We start from the raw sequence: 21009 nt of genomic DNA, 5'->3' as shown, positions 1-21009 counted from the left end.
TCATTCTTGAACGAATGATGTCGTTGCACCCGAAGGTGATCGATCTGACGCTTGATCGGATGTGGAGGCTGTTGGAACGGCTCGACCATCCCGAGCGTCGCCTTCCTTCGGTCATTCACATTGCCGGCACCAACGGAAAAGGCAGCACTCAAGCAATGATCCGCGCTGGATTGGAAGGCGCGGGCAAAACTGCCCACGCTTATACCTCGCCACATCTCGCGCGTTTCCATGAACGCATACGGCTTGCTGGGGAACTCATTTCCGAACCCGCACTTACTGAAACCCTTGACGAGTGTTACGTTGCCAATGGCGACGCCGACATCACGTATTTTGAGATCACAACAGCTGCCGCTCTTCTCGCGTTTGCGCGTACGGATGCAGACTATACACTTTTGGAAGTCGGGCTTGGCGGGCGTTTAGACGCGACCAATGTTGTCGGCAATCCCGCGCTTACAGTCATCACACCTGTCTCTATCGACCACACGCAATTCCTTGGCGAAACTTTGCTGGAAATTGCTGGCGAAAAAGCAGGAATTCTTAAGCGCGGCGTTCCTTGTGTGGTTGGCCGTCAACAAGATGAAGCGCTCGAAGTTATTGAACACAAAGCACATCGTCTTGGCGTTCCCTTAAGCGTTTTCGGTCAGCATTGGCATGTATCTGAGGAGCGCGGGCGACTTATCTATCAAGACGAGACCGGCTTGTTGGATTTGCCTTTGCCAACCCTTCCGGGGCACCACCAGATTGAAAACGCCGGGATCGCTATCGCAAGTTTGCGCACGCTCGGGTTTGATGAAGCCGCTTGCGAAGCAGCAGTTACAAAGGCAACTTGGCCCGCGCGAATGCAACGTCTGAAAACTGGACCATTGGTAGAGGCCGCTCAGGGAAGTGAGCTGTGGCTAGATGGCGGTCACAATCCAGCGGCAGGACATGCCATCGCCAAGACGCTTGCCGCTTTGCCAAACCGCCCAACCTATTTGATTTGTGGAATGCTCAACACAAAAGACATTGGCGGGTATCTGCGCCCACTTTCCGGTCATGTTGAGCGTCTGTTTGCCGTATCTATCCCAGGCGAAGCAGCAACACTAACCGCCGAGGAAACAGCCGGTTTTGCTAAAGACGTCGGGATGTCTGCTTTGATCGCATCCAATCCGAAAGACGCTATTCAAAGCATCCTCCAAGATGAGCCAAACGCTCGTATTCTAATCTGTGGTTCGCTTTATCTTGCAGGTGCAATTCTGCGAGAAAACGGCTAGGCGTCCTTACCCCAGTTCGCGTCCTGCATCTCTCGCAAACGGCTTGCTGTGCGCTCGAACTCGAAGGTTCCCTCACCTTCGACATATAGCATTTCGGGTTGCGCCGCAGCAGAGCAAATCAGCCGCGTTTTGGCCTCGTAGAGCGTATCAATCAGGGTCACAAACCGCTTTGCCTCGTTGAAATTCGATCGTCCAAGCGTGGGAATGTTTTCAAGGATCAGCACCCGAACGGCCTCGGCAATTGCAAGATAGTCCGCGGGGCCAAGAAACTTTCCGCAAAGGTCATAGAACCCCATACGGGCAACGCCATTGTGGAATTTCGAAATCTCGACCGAGCGTGATTTTACGGTTAGCGTGAGATGCTCAGATTCACCGCCTGTCAAGCGCTCCCAGATCCGATCAATCTCTTCGCGCGCCGCGGCGTCCAAAGGTGTGAAATAGACCTGCTCGCCGGCAAGACGGTCCTGTCGGTAATCAGTCGCGCTGGCCAATTCAATCACGTCGAGCCGCTCTTTGATGTGCGCGATAAACGGGAGAAACAGGTCTCTGTTCAAGCCGTTCTTATAGAGGTCATCCGGCGGGCGGTTTGACGTAGTAATGATGGCCACACCAGCTTCATCCAGTAGCGCGAAAAGGCGCCCGACAATCATCGCATCCGCAATATCCGTGATCTGCATTTCATCAAGCGCCAAGACTTGCAAACCTTCAGCAACGTCTTTGGCCACAGGCAGCAACGCATCCTCAGCACCCTCTTTTCGGGCGATATGAAGGGCGTTTTGTATTTCCTGCATGAAGGCGTGAAAATGAACGCGCCGAATTCGATCCTCAGGAAGCGATGAGACGAACAAATCCATCAACATCGACTTGCCACGCCCGACACCGCCCCAAAGATACAGGCCACGCGGCGTTTCAGCGCGCTTGCCAAACAACCCCGAGAAAAGCCCTTTGCCTTTCGAATTCTCCAAGACATCGCTTCGAAGCCGCTCCAAATCGGGCAGAATTGCCAGCTGGTTGGGATCGCTGTGGATTTCTCCGCTTTCAACGCGGGCGGCGTATATGGATTGAATTGTTTGCTCCATGCCTTCCCATAAATCTCCTTGAACCATAAGAAAAGCTGAACTGTATTGGCACAATAAATGAACTGACGGGTGTGCTTGCGAAGTCGTTTAACGGCATTAGGAGACTTCTATGCAAGACACACGCGCGCCACTGATCACTCCGGTGCTTATAACCGGCTGTATCCTTATCCTCGTAAGCTTTGCAGTACGTGCCAGTTTTGGCGTGTTTCAAATTCCGATTGCCGAAGAATTTGGCTGGGCGCGGGCGGAGTTTTCTCTTGCGATCGCAATTCAGAATCTGGCTTGGGGGATCGGGCAGCCGATATTTGGCGCCTTGGCCGAGAAGTTCGGCGACCGACGCGCAATTGTCGCTGGCGCGCTGATTTATGCGGCAGGACTTGTTGGGAGCGCCTATGCCGTTACACCATTGGCGCATCAAACCCTTGAAATCTTGATCGGATTTGGAGTTGCCGGAACTGGATTTGGCATCATCCTTGCGGTCGTTGGCCGCGCATCCAGCGACGAGAACCGCTCCATGTCTCTGGCTATCGCAACCGCAGCTGGCTCCGCCGGGCAGGTTCTTGGAGCGCCCGTTGCAGAGTACCTTTTACGCTCAATGCCGTGGCAATCGGTATTCATAATTTTCGCCGTTGCAATTCTGGCCACGCTTCTCTTGCTTCCTTTTATGCGGTCTCCAAAGCCCGCAACTCGGCAGGAATTGGAAGAGAGTCTTGGCGAAGTCCTCGTCAAAGCTGCTCGCGATCCGTCGTTTACTCTTATCTTTCTTGGCTTCTTTTCCTGCGGCTACCAACTGGCGTTTATCACCGCCCACTTCCCCGCGCTCATTACTGAAATGTGTGGGCCTATCGCCGTTGGCGGCACGTTACATACGCTTGGTATAACAACGACTTCTGCGCTTGGCGCAATTTCGATTTCCTTGATCGGGCTTGCCAATGTTGCGGGCACACTGCTGGCAGGTTGGGCGGGTAAGCACTTCACCAAGAAATACCTCCTCGCTGGAATTTACGCCGCTCGCACAATCGTGGCGTCGATGTTTATCTTGCTGCCGATCACACCAACCACCGTTATCATCTTCTCTATCGCAATGGGCAGCCTGTGGCTCGCGACAGTCCCACTGACATCCGGCCTTGTCGCCCATATTTTCGGGCTTCGCTACATGGGTACACTCTATGGAATCGTCTTCTTCAGCCACCAATTGGGCGGCTTCCTTGGCGTTTGGCTCGGAGGGCGGATGTACGATATCTTCGGTGATTACACCGCTGTTTGGTGGATCGGCATCGCGGTCGGTGCGTTTTCTGCGATTGTGCATCTCCCGATCAAGGAAAACCGCGTGGTCACTGCCTAAACGACGTTGCGAAGGTATTCCTGCACAATCGGCACAATGTCTTTGCTATTCGTATAGGGCAGCCCATGTCCTGCATCAGCAACAACATCCTGCCTCGCCTCGCGATTGACCTCGGCAAGCCGCCCCATCGCCGAAAGCGGGATTGTGCTGTCATCCTCTGCCCAAATGGCCAAGACAGGAATTTTATGCTCTGCAATCTTGCGATGTAGATCGAGCTGATCTTGCGGGAGCATATGCCGATAACTCGACAGAACAGCGGGCAGGTATCCCTGCCCCTGCGCTCTTGGGAGATTCCAAGGCTTCAGTTCTGGTTTGGCCTCTTGCGCAGCGGCGAGAGGGGCTTCGAATTTGCCAAAAAGCACTCCGCCAAACGCATACATAAGCCCGTCGCCGACAACGGGAATATGAATCATCAACCGAACCAGAGGCTTTATCCTCTGGCCAAGGCCCGCACTCGCAACCAAAATAATGCGCTCTACTTTATCAGGGAAGTTCGCGGCATAATCCGTGGCGATCATACCCCCCATTGAGTAACCAACGAGGATCACATCATCGTCAACCTTCTGGTCCTCAATCAGTTCACGGAGCTGCGTTCGGAAGAATTCTGCATTCTGCTCGCCCTCTGGCCGCGCAGAGAACCCACGACCATAAAGATCGTACGTCAGGACACGAAAGCCCATTAGCGCAAATGCTTTGACGAGCGCTGTCCAAACGAATGCTGGCGTAGTGAGCCCGTGAATACAAACGACGTGCCTGCCGGATGACGTTCCCGCCCATTGGTAATGGGTTACGCCATTAGACAGCGTGGCAAACCGCCCAGGTGCCTCTGCGCGCATGGCGCGGGTGATGGGCTGTCTTTGCCGTTCAAGAACAATGGGTACAGTGATGAGAACCACAATCAGCAGAAAAACAGCAAACACCATTCAAGGGCTCCTCGTCACATAAACTACCATACACCACACAATTGGCGTATCGCCCCCACGCAACAAAGCTATCTTTTGATCTGGACATTTATTGGGCGTAAATCTGCCCGTACAGGGCAGAGCCGAGACTAGGCGCTAGCCTCTTCGGCATTCAACAAGCCCTGACGAACAAGCTCATCTGCCCATCCCTGAGGCCCCTCAAACAGGTGTGCCTGCCAGCCTCTTGCCCGTGCCATGTCGATATTGTCCTGCCTGTCGTCAACAAACAAAAGGCCAGCTGGATCGATGCCACAATCCTGTTCAACCATCTCATAGATTTCCGGTTCTGGCTTGATCCGTTTCATGTGGCCAGAGATATAGCGGCGATCGAATTCGCCCAAGAACGGATACTTTGTCTCTGCGTAGGCAAAGCTATCAACGCCAAAGTTCGAGAGGGCAAAAACCGGTATATCCTTTGAACGCAGTGTGCGCAGCAGCTTAACCGAATGCGGGATCGCAGGGCTCGCCATTTCAATCCAGCTATCATACCAGTCGCGAATTTCGGCGCGGAACTGCGGGTGTTTCTCCGCTTCCTCATAGATGCGCTCTTTAAAAGCCGCGCCACGGTCGATCTCGTCATTCATGGCATGTAGGTCCACCGCCTCAAACATCTCACGCCGCCGCTTTTCGCCGATTGTCTTGTCGTAGTGGCGCTCGGGCTGCCATTCGATGAGGACATTACCGATGTCGTAGATTACCGCTTCAACTGGCATTTCAATCCTTTCCAGTTTTGTTCTGTTTTAGCTCTGTCGCTTAAGCGCCTGAAGTTCGCGCTCCAACGCGTTTAGAAAACGGGAGCGATCCGATTTGGCAAATGGCTTTCCGCCGCCTTGACGAAATGGGTCAGCCGCGCGCAGGTCCTGCATCAAATCACGGGTTGCCAATTGCGCGCCGATATTCTTTTCCGAGAGTGTTTCTCCATTATGACGAAGCACCCGCGCCTGCGCCTTGATGCACTTATCGGCAAGCGGAATATCATTCGTTATTACGACATCCCCCTGTGTGGCACGGTCTGCGATCCACATATCGGCCACATCCGGCCCTTCTGGTACAATCACCAGTTCTACAAATGGATTATTCGAAGGCCGCAAACCGCCGTTGCACACCATAAGAACGGGGATCTTGTGCCGCGTCGCAACCTTTTCGATCTCGGCCTTAACGGGACAAGCGTCCGCATCCACGTATATTTTCGTCATGAATAGAGCGCTTCCGCGTGCATTGTTATGTGATCTTCGATGAAGCTCGAGATCATGAAATAGCTGTGGTCATACCCTTCTTGAAGACGGAACTGGCCATCTTGCCTGCGGTCAACCATCGCCGACGCCAAAGCCTCTGGGCGGAGCAAATCCCAAAACTGATCTTCTGTTCCCTGATCGATCAGTACAGGGCCGTCAAACCCGCGTTCACGCATCAGCAAACTAGCGTCATGCGCACTCCAATCGGATTTATTCTCACCGATATAAGCGCTCAACTGTTTGATGCCCCAATCAGACTCAGTCGGGTTGGCGATTGGCGCAAACGCCGAAACGGAACGATAGCGCTCAGGGAAATTCATCGCCAAGGTTAGCGCACCATGGCCGCCCATCGAATGGCCGGTTAACGCCTGGCGCTCCGCATCAATTGCGAAATTTGCTGCAAGAAGCTTGGGTAACTCATCTGAAATATAGTCCCACATCTGGAAGTTCTTCGCCCACGGGTCTCGCGTTGCATTTACATAGAACCCGGCACCCTGACCAAGGTCATAGGCCTCGTCATTCGGGACACCCTCTCCGCGCGGAGAAGTATCAGGGAAGACCAGTCCAATACCTTGCTCGGCTGCCCAAACCTGAGCTCCGGCTTTTGTCATTGCATTTTCGTGGGTACATGTAAGGCCAGCCAAAAACCACAATAGCGGCACAGGGCCGTCCTCTGCTTCCTGAGGCAGAAACAGGCCAAACGTCATGTCAACGCCACAGGCCGCTGATGGCGCGGAATAAACACCCTGCACGCCGCCAAAGCACTTGTTTTCAGAAACCATTTTCATCGCGCACCCACCCTGTTTTTGTCTTTCCGTTACCTTTCAGGGCTATCTTGCCACAGGTATCAACGCAAGCAATCGCCTATCGAAACCAGTTATTCATTGATGCGGTGCAGATTCAACTTGCAAACTAAACTGAATAGTTTAGATATCTGAACTGTTCAGTTTAGTTTCAGGAGAGAACTATGACTTCGCTTGCAAAAACAACTGCCGTAATCCTCTTTGCATCTCTGGCTGCGCCAGCTTTCGCAAATGGCATTCCCTTCAATTTCAGCACAATTACCTTCCCCGCAGATGACAGCGTCAGCACTCGTGGCTGTTCTGATCTGACGGCGGCAAGTGCCTGTGAGCAAGACGCCGGATAGCCACAGACCGGCAAATCAAATTGGGTTCGCCTTGCAAAAACTAAACCGAGTGGTTTATCTTTGACGAAGCACTCGCAGGAGAACCCAATGACAGCGCTCACCGACGTGATCAAACGCGGTCGCAAATTCGATCAAGTCCTAGAAGGCGCAAAAACCGTCTTTCTTCGTGATGGTTTCGAAGGCGCCAGCGTTGATGATATTGCGCGGGAAGCTGGCGTCTCAAAGGCCACGCTCTATAGCTATTTTCCGGACAAACGGCTGCTGTTTGCAAAGATCGCAGAGATCGAATGTCTGCGTCAGGCAGAAATTGCGGAGCACGTTGTTGACTTCGCTTCGCCACCTCGTGCTGTCCTGACAGAAGTCGGAAACAGAGTCCTGTCTTTCGTGACCTCCGATTTCGGCATTGCGATTTTTAAAATCTGTGTCTCGGAAAACAGCCGCTTCCCTGCAATCGGCAGGCAATTCTATGAATCCGGTCCTGCTTTGGCCCGCGAAAGGCTATCGACCTATCTGCAAGTTGCTTGCGATCGGGGCGATTTGGAGATCGACGACATCCCCTTTGCCGCAGAGCAATTTCTGGAACTCAACAAGTCATTCGTTTTCCCGCGGCTCTTGTGCGGGGTGCAAGCGTCCTTCAACCATGAAGAACGCGACAAGGTTGTGAATGGTGCGGTTGACATGTTCCTCGCACGTTATGGCGCCCACGGCGAAAGCTAATCCGCCGCGAGCAATACCTTAATCAGTACAGAACAACCGAACGGATCGACTTGCCGGCATGCATAAGGTCGAACCCTTTGTTGATGTCATCAAGCGGCATGGTGTGCGTGATCATCGGGTCAATCTCGATTTTACCGTCCATATACCAATCAACAATTTTAGGAACGTCAGTACGACCAGAGGCACCGCCAAACGCCGTACCGCGCCAAACGCGACCTGTTACCAACTGGAACGGCCGCGTAGAAATTTCCGCTCCTGCTGGGGCTACACCAATAATCACGCTCTCGCCCCAGCCCTTATGAGCTGATTCAAGCGCTGTGCGCATGACGTCAACATTGCCGGTTGCATCGAACGTATAGTCTGCGCCACCACCGGTTAGCTCGACGAGATGGCCAACCAGATCGCCAGACACCTCAGTTGGGTTAACAAAGTCTGTCATACCGAATTGCTTTGCCATCGGGACTTTGGAATCGTTCAGATCAACGCCGACGATCTGATCCGCTCCGGCGAGTCGCAGACCTTGAATGACATTTAGGCCAATACCACCAAGACCGAATACAATTGCGCGACTTCCAATCTCGACCTTTGCGGTGTTGATTACTGCGCCAATGCCCGTGGTTACACCGCAACCGATATAGCAAATCTTGTCAAACGGAGCATCCTTGCGAACCTTAGCAAGCGCAATCTCGGGCAGCACCGTGTGATTGGCGAAGGTTGAGCATCCCATATAGTGCAGGATCGGCGTACCATCGAGCATCGAGAAACGGCTTGTTCCGTCAGGCATCAGGCCTTGGCCCTGTGTGCTACGGATCGATTGGCACAGGTTGGTCTTGGGATTAAGGCAATACTCACACTCTCGGCACTCTGGCGTATAAAGCGGAATAACGTGATCACCCGGCTTCAAACTTGTTACGCCAGGGCCGCATTCCACAACAACGCCTGCACCTTCGTGACCAAGAATTGCAGGGAACATTCCCTCAGGGTCTGCGCCCGACAATGTAAATTCATCTGTATGGCAAATACCCGTTGCCTTGATCTCGACCAACACCTCGCCAGCCTTTGGTCCCTCAAGGTTTACCTCCATAACTTCAAGCGGTTTACCCGCCTCAAGCGCGACAGCAGCACGTGTTCGCATAATTTGATCCTCCAAAATATCTGAGCTCAGCGTCAGGTATTGGAGACGCAGTTTCAAGCCCGCATCGCAAATTCGAATAAGTTTCTGGAAGAGGGCCAACAAAAAACCCGCCAACCCGCGGGGTTCAGACCTTCGAGCAACCGACTCCGGCGATGTGGAGGTAGGTGGGGGATATTGCCACACCACCGGAGGCAGCGCTTGCTCGCACTTTGTTTCTATGCACGAAACGAGGTCGGAAAGGGGAAGGGTCGCGGCAAAACGAGAACCATTTAAAGGCAATCTTTGGGCAGTGCTTGATTTTCGCCGGACTTGGGCGCAATCTCAAAGAATGACACTAGAACCACCAGCGCAATTTCCTACTCCAAATAACCTGCCTCAGCAGGTTGCGTTCCATAGAACAGAGCTGGCAATAATTCTTTCTCTATATGGGCGCATGGTGGCAGCGGGCGAATGGCGCGATTACGGGATTTCACATCTGAAGGATGTTGCCGTGTTTTCAGTCTTCCGTCGAAGCGCTGAAAACCCTATCTATCGCATCGAAAAACGGCCTAAACTTCGCCAGAAACAAGGGCTTTACGCCATTATCGGGATGGACGGGCAGATCCTAAAACGCGGCCATGATCTGAAAACCGTGCTGCGCATTCTTGACAAAAAACTAATCAGATCAGTCACCTAAGCGCCTAATATCAAGAACTTCGCCAAATTCCTTTGCTCCGATACGCTTACGAGCCTCGGCAAACGCCTCAACTTCGACAGCCATATGATGTGCATTGGCATGGATCAGCCTTGCCTCATCTAGCATCATACCAACATGGCCCTTCCAGAACACAAGATCGCCGCGCATCATAGCTTCTTCGCCTAAGATAGAGTGGCCTAACGCCATTTGCTGATCACTGTCTCGCGGACAGTTTAGGCCAGATTGCATCAAGGCCATTTGAACCAAACCAGAGCAATCAATGCCGAATGCACTTGAACCGCCCCAAAGGTACGGCGCTCCGAGCAATTGGCTGGCGACACTGGCAGGGTCATTGTTTACGCTCTTAACTTGGCGAATATGCTGAAGCGGGATGTATGCGCCACTGGCAAGCTGCGCAAAGCTACCCTCTTCAGACAGAACAGAGAGCAACGAGCCCAGTGATAGCGTTGCGACTTCTTTCTGCTTCATATCCGGCTTTGGATAGAGATGCGTCGCACGCGCGCAAACTGAATGTGTCGCTTCGCTTGAAGGGCCGAGGTTGTCCGCTTCGACGTAGCCAACATAACCATCTTTGCGCGTTCGGCCGAAGCTCCAGCCATGCATCGTTTCAAGAACTTCAAATTGCTCGCCATAAAGCAATTGCGTGTCGCGCGCACCGCCGGAACTTGCACAAACATCAGCTACGGGAACACGGCATTGCCGCAAGATCGGTGTTTGTACGGTCGCAGCTTCAGGAGCGTCTTCTGCATCAGGATGCGCAACACGCTCGTTCGCGAAATACCCCCGCCGGTCCACTACATATCCAACAGTTCTGGGAGCGCCTCAAGCAAAGCGCGTGTTCCTTGCCCCACGCCACCAACTGGCCGCGTCGGAGCCGGTTTTGGCTGCCACCCATAAATATCAAAATGCATGTACCGCGCATTCTCGGTTACGAAGCGGCGCAAAAACAAAGCCGCAGTAATCGAACCCGCAAAGCCGCCTTTGGGAGCGTTATCCAAGTCCGCGATCGACGGTTCGATCATAGCCTCATACGGGTCATGAAACGGCATACGCCAAACAGGGTCCGCAACCGTTGTTGCCGCTTCTTCGAGCGCTGACGCATCTGCCTGAGCATCCACATAATATGGCGCTAAGTCTGGACCAACCGCGACCCGTGCGGCGCCCGTGAGCGTTGCCATAGATACGATAAGGTCAGTTTCTTCCTCGTCCGCCAAGGCCAGCGCATCGGCAAGCACAAGTCGCCCTTCTGCATCGGTATTGTTGATTTCTACGGTCAGGCCCTTGCGCGAAGTAAGCACGTCTTGCGGCCGGAACGCCGAGCCATCAATTGCATTTTCTACCGCCGGCACCAGAACCCTAAGCTGTAGCGGCAGGCCGAGTGACATAATCATATGCGCAAGCCCGAGCACCGCCGCTGAGCCGCCCATGTCTTTCTTCATAAGCCCCATTGAAGCGCCGGGTTTGATGTTTAGCCCGCCGGTATCAAAGCACACGCCCTTACCAACAAGAGTAAGTTTCGGCCCTTTTGATCCCCAACGCATCTCTAGCAAACGCGGCTCCTGTGCAGACGCGCGGCCGACCGTATGGATCATCGGAAAATTCTGATCGAGCAAGTCTTGCCCCACACGCACGACGGTTTCTGCGCCGTGTTGTGCCGCAAGCGTTTCAAACGCTTCTTGCAGTTGGGGCGGCCCCATATCGGAGGTCGGTGTATTAATAAGGTCTCGGGTTAAGGCTTCGCCTGCTGCAATCGCCTCAAGCTTAGCCGCATCGCAATTTGCGGGCGCAACGATTGATGCTTTGTGGGCAGGACGGGTTTTATAGCGATCAAAACTGTAGCCAGATAGCAACCACCCCAGAAGCTCCGTCTCTAGATCGAAACTCGCAGGAAGTGTTTCGAGCTCATAATTCCCTTCAGGCAGCGCCGCAGCGACCGTAGCGAGATGAAACCGCCCTCTTTTTCGGGCAGTTTCATTTCCGTACCCGGCAATGACAGAGTCAATGCCACCATCAGCGTTTGGAACAATTACGAAATGCCCCAGCCCTGCACGAAACTCCTGTGAAGCCACCCAGTTCCGCGCACTTTCAGACAGGCCCTCAACAAAGTTGGAAAGCCCGTCAGATTCTACAACGTGAATTGGAGTAGCGTTTGTTTTGTTTTGCGCAAATTTGAGAGTCATTTCGAGCCTGTGGTTTGATCAATTCAAGCCACAGACTACCGCGCCTACGCCGAGCCGCAAGCCAAAGCGCCTAACCGCTCAGGTTTTGTGTATTCCAAACAGCTGAAAGCGAACGATCACCCATACGTAGAAGCCGCGCGACTGTTGCCGCCGTCGCTGTTTTGTCTTCGGTCCGCGCAGTCACAGAAACATGTCGCGCAACTTGCGCCAGACCGTTGAGGCCAATTTGCTCTGCAATTGCGATCAGGCTACGCGCGCCCTTGCTGACGGCCTGATATTCACCCTGCCAAAAGCTCTTCTCTATTTTTGTGAGCCTTGCTGCCAGCTCTTCCATAGCGCGACAAACCACATCCGCAGCTCCACGATTGCCCAACTGATTGAACAACTCCGTCAGCCTCTCTGGATTAAGTCGTACGTCCTCATCGGGTCGAATATCGACTGTTTCCACCAAAACCACACCCTCCGGTTATTTCTTTATGCCCCCACGGCGATTACAATTTTGCGCCACGATCCTTATAAAGCCTTTACGACGGCGTCAGATTTCTCTCGAATTTCTGACAAATGCGCCCTAGAACGTACAAGACGACGGATACAGGAGCTCTTATGAAACACGCGATGCCTTTGCCTTCATATCTTGTTAAGCGGTACAATGGGTGGAAAGCCACCACATATGCCGAAAACAGTGTTTGGTATCAAAGACTTGCCGACGAGGGTCAAAGACCGCGTGCGATGATTATCTCTTGTTGTGATAGTCGGGTCCATGTGACGTCGATCTTTGGAGCCGACCAAGGCGAATTCTTCATTCACCGTAATATTGCTAACTTGGTGCCACCTTGTAAGCCTGATGGCGATATTCACGGAACCTCCGCTGCGATTGAATATGCGGTTACCGCGCTACACGTTACCAACCTCGTTGTGCTTGGGCACTCTGGGTGTGGTGGTGTGAAGGGTTGCCACGATATGTGTTCTGGTAAAGCTCCGGAATTGGAAGAAAAATCAAGCTTTGTCGGTCGTTGGATGGATATCCTTCGTCCTGGGTTTGAGCGCGTCTCTCAGCTAGAACAAGAAACAGATCGGGTTCGTGCGCTTGAGAAAGAAGCTGTGCTTGTTTCGCTCGAAAACTTGATGTCGTTCCCATTTGTTAAAGATGCCGTTGATCAGCAGAAGCTCAGTTTGCATGGACTTTGGCACGATATCGGCAAAGGCGGGCTGGAGTATTACAATAAAGATACCGGTGAATTTGCCTCGGTATAATGTAATCTTCCGACGCCCGCGTCTTAACCAACTCGTAAAACACAAACCGTCGCTTACACTTAACGTAGTTTAGGCGGCGATATTCGTATCCAGTTCAGCAGCTACAGGTGCTGGTACTTCGATGCTGTCGTCAACTTTGGACTGACGGTTGGAAAAGAACATTGCCAGAGATTTGCGGCGAGCGCGATTTTCTTCACGCTTTGCGAGTGCGTCTTTGCGGCCTTGGCGAGCTTTTTCTTGAAGGTTAGCGAATGTCATCTTGTATCTCCTAGAGTTGATCATTGGTTCAAGTTCGGGATTTTTCTTGCTAAACCAGTGTTACTCAGGACTAGACATTTTTCGAGAACTCAGAGGGATAATCCCGATCCCTTTTGGGCAACTCGAATAAGCTAACGGTATAGTCCGGATTTGAAATTGTCCACAATTATGGCGGGATCATCACAATTGAGACACAATTATGGCGATTAATTCGCAAAGAAAACACAGGCTTGCCATATTGCCTGAAATTCCTAAAAAATCGTTAATTAACAATTAGTTAACTAGTTTCATCGCCCTGCGACAATCCGTCCAACAGCTCGGTCAATAAAAAATTCATTTCGACCCTGTTTTCGGCCGGAAATCGCGCGAGAATCCGGGCTTGAGTTGCCACATGTTCGGTCACGACTCGGTCGATTCTGGCGAATCCCGAGGGGGTGATTCTCACCACAACACTCCGACCGTCTTTCGGGTTTTTGACCCGTTCAACGAGGCCCATTTTCACCAACTGATCGATACGGTTGGTCAGTGTTCCGGAGGAGATCATCATATTCGCCAACAGCTCGTTCGGCGTCAGACTGTAAGGTTCCCCTGCTCTTCGCAACGTCGCCAACACATCGAAAGTCGCGCCGTTAAGGTCATATTTTGCAAAGGTTTTTCCCATTTCAGCCGAGAAGATCGCGGCGATCCTGCTCAGTCGCCCGATTAAGATCATTGGCTCTACATCCAGGTCTGGTCGCTCTCGGCGCCACTGCGCGGCAATTCGGTCAATATCATCCATGCATCGATTATCTCTTGTATTTATCTCGAGGTCAAACTATATCCATTTATCTCGACGTAGAGATATTTGAGGACACGATGCAAAATCCTTTTCAACACCCGCGGTGGATCACAGTTCTGGCGGCGCTTGCACCTATCATCTGGGGCAGCAGCTACTTGGTAACGACGGAATTCCTCCAAGACGTGCACCCCGTAAGCATCGCCTTATTCCGCGCACTCCCCGCCGGTGTGGCCCTACTTATCATCGTCCGCAAAATACCGACCGGCGTCTGGCTCTGGAGAATGCTAATCCTCGGTGCGCTCAACTTCTCGCTCTTCTGGACCTGCCTGTTCTTTACAGCGCAACTTCTTCCCGGCGGAGTCGCTGCGACTTTAGGTGCCGTTCAAGCTCTGTTTGTCATACTCGCCGCGCGCCTCATCATTAACGAACCGATCAAGGCTTATGCGCTTGTCGCAAGCTTCGTCGGGATCACGGGCGTTGCGCTCATCGTATTATCGCCCAACGCAGAGGCAAATACCCTTGGTGTAGCAGCAGGCGTACTCGGCGCCCTATCGATGGCACTAGGGACGGTGCTTACCCGCAAATGGAAACCGCCTGTATCAAACCTGACTTTCACGGCATGGCAATTAACTGCAGGCGGGCTCTTACTGGCGCCATTATCCATTTGGATCGAGGGAGGCTTACCAACCCTTAGCCACGCGAACCTCGTTGGTATAGGTTATCTTTGCGTTGTTGGCGCCGCACTTTCCTATGTTCTTTGGTTTCAGGGTATCGAAGTCATCCCACCGGCAGCAATCTCTGTACTTGGCTTTCTTAGCCCAGTTTCGGCGGTTGCCTTGGGGTGGGTCGTCCTTGGGCAAAACCTGACATTCACTCAAATCACCGGTGTCGCGCTTGTATTGCTAAGCATCGTTGCCGCACAGAGGCCACCGACACCCAAACGAAAAAGGCCCCGCGTGGTTGCGAGGCCTTTAAAATTTTAGGTCAAACGGGGCTTATCCCTTTTGCAAGACGCGACGACCGTAAAGCTCGGCGATCTGAACCGCGTTCAATGCAGCGCCTTTGCGAAGGTTATCGGACACGCACCAGAGGTTGATGCCGTTGTCGATTGTGCTGTCTTGGCGGATACGCGAAATGAATGTCGCGAAATCGCCAACACATTCAACCGGCGTCACATAGCCACCATCTTCGCGCTTATCGACAACCATAATACCTGGTGCTTCACGAAGAATATCGCGAACTTCATCTTCGTCGATGAAATCCTCAAACTCAATATTGAGTGCTTCGGAGTGGCCCACGAAAACAGGAACGCGCACGCAAGTTGCAGTTACCTTGATGGCTGGGTCGATGATCTTCTTGGTTTCCGCAACCATCTTCCACTCTTCCTTGGTGGAACCGTCTTCAAGGAAAACGTCGATATGCGGGATCACGTTGAAGGCAATCTGCTTCGGATAAACTTTGGGTTCGACTTCCTGACCCGGCACATACATGCCCTTGGTCTGGTTCCAAAGCTCATCAATCGCATCTTTGCCCGAGCCGGACACCGACTGATAAGTCGAAACAACAACGCGCTTGATCTTGGCGCGGTCATGCAGCGGCTTAAGCGCAACAACCATCTGAGCGGTCGAACAGTTCGGGTTCGCGATGATCATCTTGTTGCGATATTCGTCAATCGCATCAGGGTTCACTTCTGGAACAATCAGAGGGATTTGCGGGTCGTAGCGATAGAGCGACGAGTTATCGATCACCAAACATCCAGATGCAGCCGCTTTGGGCGCATAAGTCTTGGTTGCTTCGGAGCCGACAGCAAAGAGCGCAATATCCCAACCTTCAAAATCGAACGTGTCGAGATCCTTCGTCTTGAGCGTCGTGTCGCCAAAGCTCACCTCCGTACCAAGAGATTTGCGGCTTGCAAGCACAGCGATCTCATCTACAGGGAACTGACGCTCGGCCAGAATGTTCAGCATTTCGCGGCCAACATTTCCGGTCGCGCCGACGACGACGATTTTATAGCCCATGAGGGACTCCTTCGTTTGAGTCATGAAAGACGCGGCCTCATAACGCACTAGCGCCTTAGGTTAAAGGGGCTTGGCGCAATTTTTATGGCCTGCGCAATAGAGCGCCCCGTAGGCCACTCGATATGTTCTTGTGAATTTGACTTAGCGGAACAAAAGCATAGGCAGGTGACAGGAACGGATCATCTCCGATGTGGTGGAACCAATAAACAGATTCCGGAACCGAGAATGACGGTATGCCCCCATCAAAAGCATGTCTACGCCTTGCGTACCAATCGCCTCTTGGATTGCGACCTCAGGTTGCTCGTCACGCAATTGCGCATCAACCGTATATCCCGCCTTTTCAAGCTCTGCTTTGCCCTTCTCAAGTGTGGCGCGGTTGGCTTCGGTATCTGTTCCTGCGAACAGGAGAAGACATTCCAAACCGGCAAAAACCTTGCTCTGCGCCACATGCTTAAGAGCTTTCTCCGCGCTGGCGCTGCCGTCATAAGCGATCATGAATTTGTTGATCGGGCGGAACTCTCGTGTGGTCACAAGGACAGGTTTGGTTGATGCCCGTACTGCGCGCTCAAGGTTGGAGCCGAGGTGCATTTTGGCGAAATCCGCCGCTTCGCCACGCTTTCCAACGATAACGACATCCGCATCCGCTTCTGCCTTGCGCATCTCTTCGACAAGATCACCGTTGCGAAGGCGTGTCACAACTTCGGTCACGCCATCTTCGCGGATACGCTTCTCGGCGTCCTCTAGGATCGCGCGGCCATGCTCCATGCTAAGCTTGGCTTTCTTGGCATCCAGATCGGCCAGTTCTTCCATCAGCTTGCTACGAGCACCAAGGCCGATGTTGCCAGAAAGGTTGCTTGTGGACCCTTCGCGGCGCCCGATGACATGCAGCAACTCCACAGTGGAGCCCTTACGCAGCGCCACCCAAGCAGCATGATCACAAACGCTTTCCGAATAAACGGAGCCGTCGACAAGTGCGATAATCTTAGACATCTTCTGCCTCCCTAGTGGCCCATCAAGCGCTCAAGCGCGCCGGGTTTGTCATGTTCCGCCAAACGCCCCATCAGGGTTTCGCTCGCTTCGTTCATGCCGATAATCTCGACATCTGCGCCTTCACGGCGGAACTTGAGCACTACCATATCCAAAGCGCCGACCGATGAAATATCCCAAATGTGCGCGCGGCTGACGTCAATTGTCACACGGTCAAGTGCCTCGCCAAAGTCAAATGCAGAGGAAAGGTCCGGCGCCGTGGCAAAGAAAAGCTGCCCTTCGACCAGATAATCACGCGCGCGGCCATCCTCAGAAAGCTTGGACGTCACGCGGAACACAGCCGCGATTTTCCAAGCAAAGAAGATACCCGACAGCAGCACGCCCGTCAGTACGCCAAGCGCGAGGTTGTGGGTGTAGACAGTTACGACGACAGTCGCGACCATCACGATGGAGCTTGCCTTGGGGTGCTCGCGCAGGTTCTTGAGACTCGACCAGCTGAATGTCCCGATGGACACCATGATCATAATCGCCACGAGCGCAGGCATTGGAATTTTCGCAACCCAATCGCCAAGAACAACAATCAGGAACAAGAGAAATACACCAGCCGCGAAGCAAGAAAGCCGTCCGCGACCACCAGATTTTACGTTGATCATTGACTGACCGATCATCGCACAACCCGCCATACCGCCGATAAAACCGGTCGCAGTATTGGCAAGACCTTGGCCGATACACTCTTGGTTCTTATCGCTTACGGTGTCTGTGAGATCGTCAACCAACTGCGCTGTCATCAGGCTCTCGAGTAGGCCAACAACAGCGATCGCTGCAGACACAGGCAGGATGATTTGAAGCGTTTCAAAATTGAGCGGAATGTCAGGGATCAGGAACACTGGAAGTGTATCTGGAAGAGCCCCCATATCGCCCACAGTACGCACGTCGATGTCAAGCACCAGCGCGAGCGTTGTCAGAACAACAATGGTAACGAGCGGTGAGGGAACTGCCGTCGTGATGTAGGGGAACAAGTAAATAATCGCCAATCCGCCCGCGACCATGATGTAGGTCATTGTGTTAACGCCGAGGGTCGCCGGATTAAGCTCTGGCAATTGAGCAAGAAAAATAAGGATCGCAAGCGCGTTCACGAAGCCCGTCATCACCGAGCGGGAGACAAACCGCATCACGCTTCCGAGTTTCAAGAAACCAGCGAGAATTTGCAGAAGTCCAGCTAGAACCGTTGCGGCCAGAAGATATTGAAGCCCGTGGTCTTTCACGAGTGTGACCATGAGAACCGCTGTCGCCGCTGTTGCCGCCGAGATCATCCCAGGGCGTCCGCCCGTCAGCGCCGTAATCACCGCAATTGAGAAACTCGCGTAGAGTCCAACCTTGGGATCAACGCCCGCAATGATCGAAAACGCAATCGCTTCGGGAATAAGGGCAAGGGCAACAACAAGGCCCGCCATCAGATCAGGGCGAACATTGCCGAGCCAGTCTCGGCGCGCGTTGGTCATGAAGTCAGCGGTCATTAGTCTCTCCGGCCTTTGCGGGCCGTATCGGCCCTGTTCTCGCGTATCGGAGAGCCAATAGCGATGCACAGCCCGTAATTCTAGGGGGAGAGCCTGAAAAACGCCTCAAACGCGCTATTTCACAGAGAATGCGGCAAGTTGTTCACAAACTGTGCCAGACGAAGCACAGAAACGACGAGACTCCGAAACTGCCATTAACTTCCTGCGGCTTCGCTCAAGGCGTCGCGAACAAGGTTAGGCGTCAAAATTTCTGGCAAAGGAATGCCGTCGGGAGCATGTGGACCATAGACAATGTTGAACGGCACACCATATCGGCCGTTCGACCGCAGGTATTTTGCGATATCTTCATCTTGGCGCGTCCAATCCGCGATGAGGGCCACAACATTTTCCGCGCCCAATGCGTCAGAGATATCCTGCCGCTCCAGAACAATCTTTTTGTTCGCTTTACATGTCAGGCACCAGTCCGCCGTCACATCGACGAAAACAGTTTTCCCATCAGCAACGAGTTTTGGAATTTCGGCGCGGTCAAACGGCTGCCAATATGATGCTTGAACGGTGGTGGCCGCTGCCGGTGCCATGGTTTGCGGTACAACAATAGACACTGCAAACAGTGCCGCGACTGCGCCTGTCTTGAGAAGACCGGCAATTTTTACGGGAGCGGCGACAATCACAATCGCGAGCCCGATGGCTACGGCAACAATCAAAGTCGGCACTAACCCAACTACGCCATAAAGCACAGTCCCCAACCAGACAGCCGTTCCCGCGAGCAGCAGGCCGAGGAAAACCTTAACCTTATCCATCCAGGCACCTGGCTTGGGGAGCGCTTTGATTAGGGCTGGGTTCACGGCAAAAAGCAGATATGGCATAGAAAGCCCAACGCCCAGCGCGGTGAAGATCAGAAAGACATCGGAGACATTGCCAGCGAGAGCAAAAGCTACTGCTGTACCAAGGAACGGAGCGGAGCACGGTGTTGCCAAAACAGCCGCCAGCGCACCTGTTGCGAAATCTCCAAAATAGCCGGAATTTGGCGACGCGGCCATTCTGGTTGTCCAGCTTTGTGGCAGCTGTATCTCAAACAGACCCACCATATTCGCCGCAAACAGACCCAGCACAAAGAGCATGATCGTCAGGAAAACCGGACTTTGGAATTGCAGCCCCCACCCAACAGTTTGCCCCATCGCGCGCATTGCGACCAACACAATCGCCAAGCTCCACATGAAGGCCAAAACGCCGAGCGTCGTGGCAAGAAACCCGCCGCGCACGCGGGCTGGCGATTTGTCTCGCATCTTGAGAGCCGATGCGAGCTTGATCGACAAGACCGGCAAAACACAGGGCATCACATTCAGGATAAGTCCGCCCAACAGCGCGACAAACACCATCAAAATCACGGACGATCCTTGCGCTGCGGGCGCGATGTCAAAAGGAGGCGTGGCAGGATTATCCGAAAGTTCGACAGGAAAAGAGATTGCCGTTTCAGATCCGGTAACAGTCAGACGCAGCTCTGTTGCGGCCTCATCAAGCCCCAGAACAGGAAATGCAGCCCAAACTTCTTTGCTGTTATCATCAACGCGGATATCAGGCGCGCCAAACGCTGAAATTTCACCGTATTCAGGGAATACGTCAATGTCCTGCATTGGGTTATTTGTTTGAAAGGCCACGGTCAGAACGTCGTCAGCAATAGCCGCAGTCATATTCTGCACGCCTTCGCCCTCAAGCGGCACTTTCGCGGCATATGTACCGATCAGCCCCGCCGCATCTGCATCAATGCCTACACCCTCTGGCAAATCGAGCGAAACAGAGAATGAATCCGGGATACATGTGTCCGCACATACGAGAAGTTCCACATCCGCCGATAGGCGCGCGGGCTTTCCAGCGTCTTCCAAAGTAATCTGGAGCGGAAACACAACTTCGTGGCTGTAACCGAAATTCTCGATCCCAAAGGCGCGAAAACGTGTTGGTGCAGGATATTGAAACTCAACGTCGGCAACATTCTCCGACGCCGACCAATCAAGCTCCGGCGGCAAGCCCACCTCACCCGGACTGCGCCAGTAAGTTTTCCAACCCTCGGCCATTTCAAGGTGTAACCCAGCGGAGACCGTCGTTGCTCCAGGAGCGATGCCATCCTGTGCGGTTATCAGGGCGCCCTTGAGCGATGGGGATGTGTAAACATCGCTTTGCGCCGCGTCGGCAGAAAAGCTGCTCAGAGACACAAGAGCCATCGCCCCAGCCGCCAACAAACCTTGAGCTTCTCGTTTATCAAGTAAAGCGCGCATACAAACCCCGTTATGCCTTTGCCGACAGTCTCATTGCATTTACAGAAAGAAGCAAATCAGGTCGGTGTGATACGCTGCAACAATTGCTTTCAAAAGGCGACAAATCCGCCCCGTATTCACAATCTCTTGTGCAACAAAGCGCCCGTTGCACTTGCACATCGTCTTCGAAACGCC

At 53.1% G+C, this 21009-nt stretch carries 22 protein-coding genes; 7 read left to right on the top strand and 15 right to left on the bottom strand.

The features are described 5' to 3' along the window. Window positions 1-14: 14 nt before the first annotated feature. Window positions 15-1253, top strand: a complete 1239-nt coding sequence (locus tag OU789_RS00410; protein WP_446719160.1) for a bifunctional folylpolyglutamate synthase/dihydrofolate synthase — start codon at window positions 15-17, stop codon at window positions 1251-1253. Here OU789_RS00410 and zapE read toward each other — a convergent pair. Then, a complete protein-coding gene (gene zapE, locus OU789_RS00405) occupies window positions 1250-2332 on the bottom strand; it encodes a cell division protein ZapE (protein WP_274652336.1) in 1083 nt (360 codons plus the stop codon). The genes OU789_RS00410 and zapE overlap by 4 nt on opposite strands. Before the next feature lie 109 nt (window positions 2333-2441). On the opposite strand from zapE, the gene OU789_RS00400 reads away from it, so the two are divergent. After that, window positions 2442-3677: an MFS transporter gene (locus OU789_RS00400; RefSeq protein WP_274652334.1), complete on the top strand. Its 1236-nt coding sequence runs from the start codon at window positions 2442-2444 to the stop codon at window positions 3675-3677. On the opposite strand, the gene OU789_RS00395 is transcribed toward OU789_RS00400, so the two are convergent. The 4 genes from OU789_RS00395 to fghA form a co-directional block, all read right to left on the bottom strand. After that, window positions 3674-4600 (bottom strand): alpha/beta fold hydrolase, encoded by a 927-nt coding sequence (locus OU789_RS00395; RefSeq protein WP_274652332.1) that lies wholly within the window; start codon window positions 4598-4600, stop codon window positions 3674-3676. The genes OU789_RS00400 and OU789_RS00395 overlap by 4 nt on opposite strands. Window positions 4601-4728: 128 nt before the next feature. After that, window positions 4729-5352: an HAD family hydrolase gene (locus OU789_RS00390; protein WP_274652330.1), complete on the bottom strand. Its 624-nt coding sequence runs from the start codon at window positions 5350-5352 to the stop codon at window positions 4729-4731. Between the two features lie 27 nt (window positions 5353-5379). Further along, on the bottom strand, window positions 5380-5835 hold the full coding sequence (locus tag OU789_RS00385) for a YaiI/YqxD family protein (RefSeq protein ID WP_274652328.1): 456 nt from the start codon (window positions 5833-5835) through the stop codon (window positions 5380-5382). Next, window positions 5832-6662 (bottom strand): S-formylglutathione hydrolase, encoded by an 831-nt coding sequence (fghA, locus tag OU789_RS00380; protein ID WP_274652326.1) that lies wholly within the window; start codon window positions 6660-6662, stop codon window positions 5832-5834. The genes OU789_RS00385 and fghA overlap by 4 nt, the downstream gene beginning before the upstream one ends. A gap of 179 nt (window positions 6663-6841) precedes the next feature. On the opposite strand from fghA, the gene OU789_RS00375 reads away from it, so the two are divergent. Beyond that, on the top strand, window positions 6842-7021 hold the full coding sequence (locus OU789_RS00375; RefSeq protein WP_274652324.1) for a hypothetical protein: 180 nt from the start codon (window positions 6842-6844) through the stop codon (window positions 7019-7021). A gap of 87 nt (window positions 7022-7108) precedes the next feature. Continuing rightward, window positions 7109-7738, top strand: a complete 630-nt coding sequence (locus OU789_RS00370; RefSeq protein WP_274652322.1) for a TetR/AcrR family transcriptional regulator — start codon at window positions 7109-7111, stop codon at window positions 7736-7738. Window positions 7739-7760: 22 nt separating this feature from the next. On the opposite strand, the gene OU789_RS00365 is transcribed toward OU789_RS00370, so the two are convergent. Then, window positions 7761-8873 (bottom strand): S-(hydroxymethyl)glutathione dehydrogenase/class III alcohol dehydrogenase, encoded by a 1113-nt coding sequence (locus OU789_RS00365; RefSeq protein WP_263954816.1) that lies wholly within the window; start codon window positions 8871-8873, stop codon window positions 7761-7763. 328 nt (window positions 8874-9201) lie between these two features. Between OU789_RS00365 and OU789_RS00360 the strand changes: the two genes are divergently transcribed. Further along, window positions 9202-9549, top strand: a complete 348-nt coding sequence (locus OU789_RS00360) for a DUF2794 domain-containing protein (RefSeq protein ID WP_263954815.1) — start codon at window positions 9202-9204, stop codon at window positions 9547-9549. On the opposite strand, the gene OU789_RS00355 is transcribed toward OU789_RS00360, so the two are convergent. The 3 genes from OU789_RS00355 to OU789_RS00345 form a co-directional block, all read right to left on the bottom strand. After that, window positions 9538-10365: a C40 family peptidase gene (locus OU789_RS00355; protein WP_274652319.1), complete on the bottom strand. Its 828-nt coding sequence runs from the start codon at window positions 10363-10365 to the stop codon at window positions 9538-9540. The two genes, OU789_RS00360 and OU789_RS00355, sit on opposite strands and share 12 nt — an antisense overlap. Continuing rightward, window positions 10365-11750: a leucyl aminopeptidase family protein gene (locus tag OU789_RS00350; RefSeq protein ID WP_274652317.1), complete on the bottom strand. Its 1386-nt coding sequence runs from the start codon at window positions 11748-11750 to the stop codon at window positions 10365-10367. The genes OU789_RS00355 and OU789_RS00350 overlap by 1 nt, the downstream gene beginning before the upstream one ends. 70 nt (window positions 11751-11820) lie before the next feature. Then, complete coding sequence (locus OU789_RS00345) at window positions 11821-12198, bottom strand: hypothetical protein (RefSeq protein WP_263954811.1); 378 nt, start codon at window positions 12196-12198, stop codon at window positions 11821-11823. A 155-nt stretch (window positions 12199-12353) separates the two neighbouring features. On the opposite strand from OU789_RS00345, the gene OU789_RS00340 reads away from it, so the two are divergent. After that, a complete protein-coding gene (locus OU789_RS00340; RefSeq protein WP_263954810.1) occupies window positions 12354-13004 on the top strand; it encodes a carbonic anhydrase in 651 nt (216 codons plus the stop codon). A gap of 69 nt (window positions 13005-13073) precedes the next feature. Here OU789_RS00340 and OU789_RS00335 read toward each other — a convergent pair whose 3' ends face one another. Beyond that, window positions 13074-13262 (bottom strand): hypothetical protein, encoded by a 189-nt coding sequence (locus OU789_RS00335; protein ID WP_263954809.1) that lies wholly within the window; start codon window positions 13260-13262, stop codon window positions 13074-13076. Window positions 13263-13539: 277 nt separating this feature from the next. Then, a complete protein-coding gene (locus OU789_RS00330) occupies window positions 13540-14040 on the bottom strand; it encodes a MarR family winged helix-turn-helix transcriptional regulator (RefSeq protein WP_274652314.1) in 501 nt (166 codons plus the stop codon). A gap of 77 nt (window positions 14041-14117) precedes the next feature. Here OU789_RS00330 and OU789_RS00325 point away from each other — a divergent pair, with 77 nt between their 5' ends. After that, window positions 14118-15023 (top strand): DMT family transporter, encoded by a 906-nt coding sequence (locus OU789_RS00325; protein ID WP_274652312.1) that lies wholly within the window; start codon window positions 14118-14120, stop codon window positions 15021-15023. Between the two features lie 12 nt (window positions 15024-15035). Here the strand turns inward: OU789_RS00325 and OU789_RS00320 are convergent, their stop codons facing one another. From OU789_RS00320 to OU789_RS00305, 4 genes are all read right to left on the bottom strand, one after another. After that, window positions 15036-16058 (bottom strand): aspartate-semialdehyde dehydrogenase, encoded by a 1023-nt coding sequence (locus tag OU789_RS00320; protein WP_263954806.1) that lies wholly within the window; start codon window positions 16056-16058, stop codon window positions 15036-15038. A 141-nt stretch (window positions 16059-16199) separates the two neighbouring features. After that, a complete protein-coding gene (locus tag OU789_RS00315) occupies window positions 16200-17048 on the bottom strand; it encodes a universal stress protein (RefSeq protein WP_274652309.1) in 849 nt (282 codons plus the stop codon). An 11-nt stretch (window positions 17049-17059) separates the two neighbouring features. Further along, a complete protein-coding gene (locus OU789_RS00310) occupies window positions 17060-18547 on the bottom strand; it encodes a SulP family inorganic anion transporter (RefSeq protein ID WP_274654476.1) in 1488 nt (495 codons plus the stop codon). A 209-nt stretch (window positions 18548-18756) separates the two neighbouring features. After that, the gene (locus OU789_RS00305) at window positions 18757-20835 is read right to left on the bottom strand and encodes a protein-disulfide reductase DsbD family protein (protein ID WP_274652307.1); all 2079 of its coding nucleotides are present in this window, start codon (window positions 20833-20835) and stop codon (window positions 18757-18759) included. Between the last annotated feature and the right edge of the window lie 174 nt (window positions 20836-21009).

This window comes from Halocynthiibacter sp. C4 (assembly GCF_028823805.1).
In the GTDB taxonomy this organism is placed as follows: Bacteria; Pseudomonadota; Alphaproteobacteria; order Rhodobacterales; family Rhodobacteraceae; genus Falsihalocynthiibacter; species Falsihalocynthiibacter halioticoli.
This window is presented reverse-complemented; position numbering and strand designations above follow the sequence as displayed.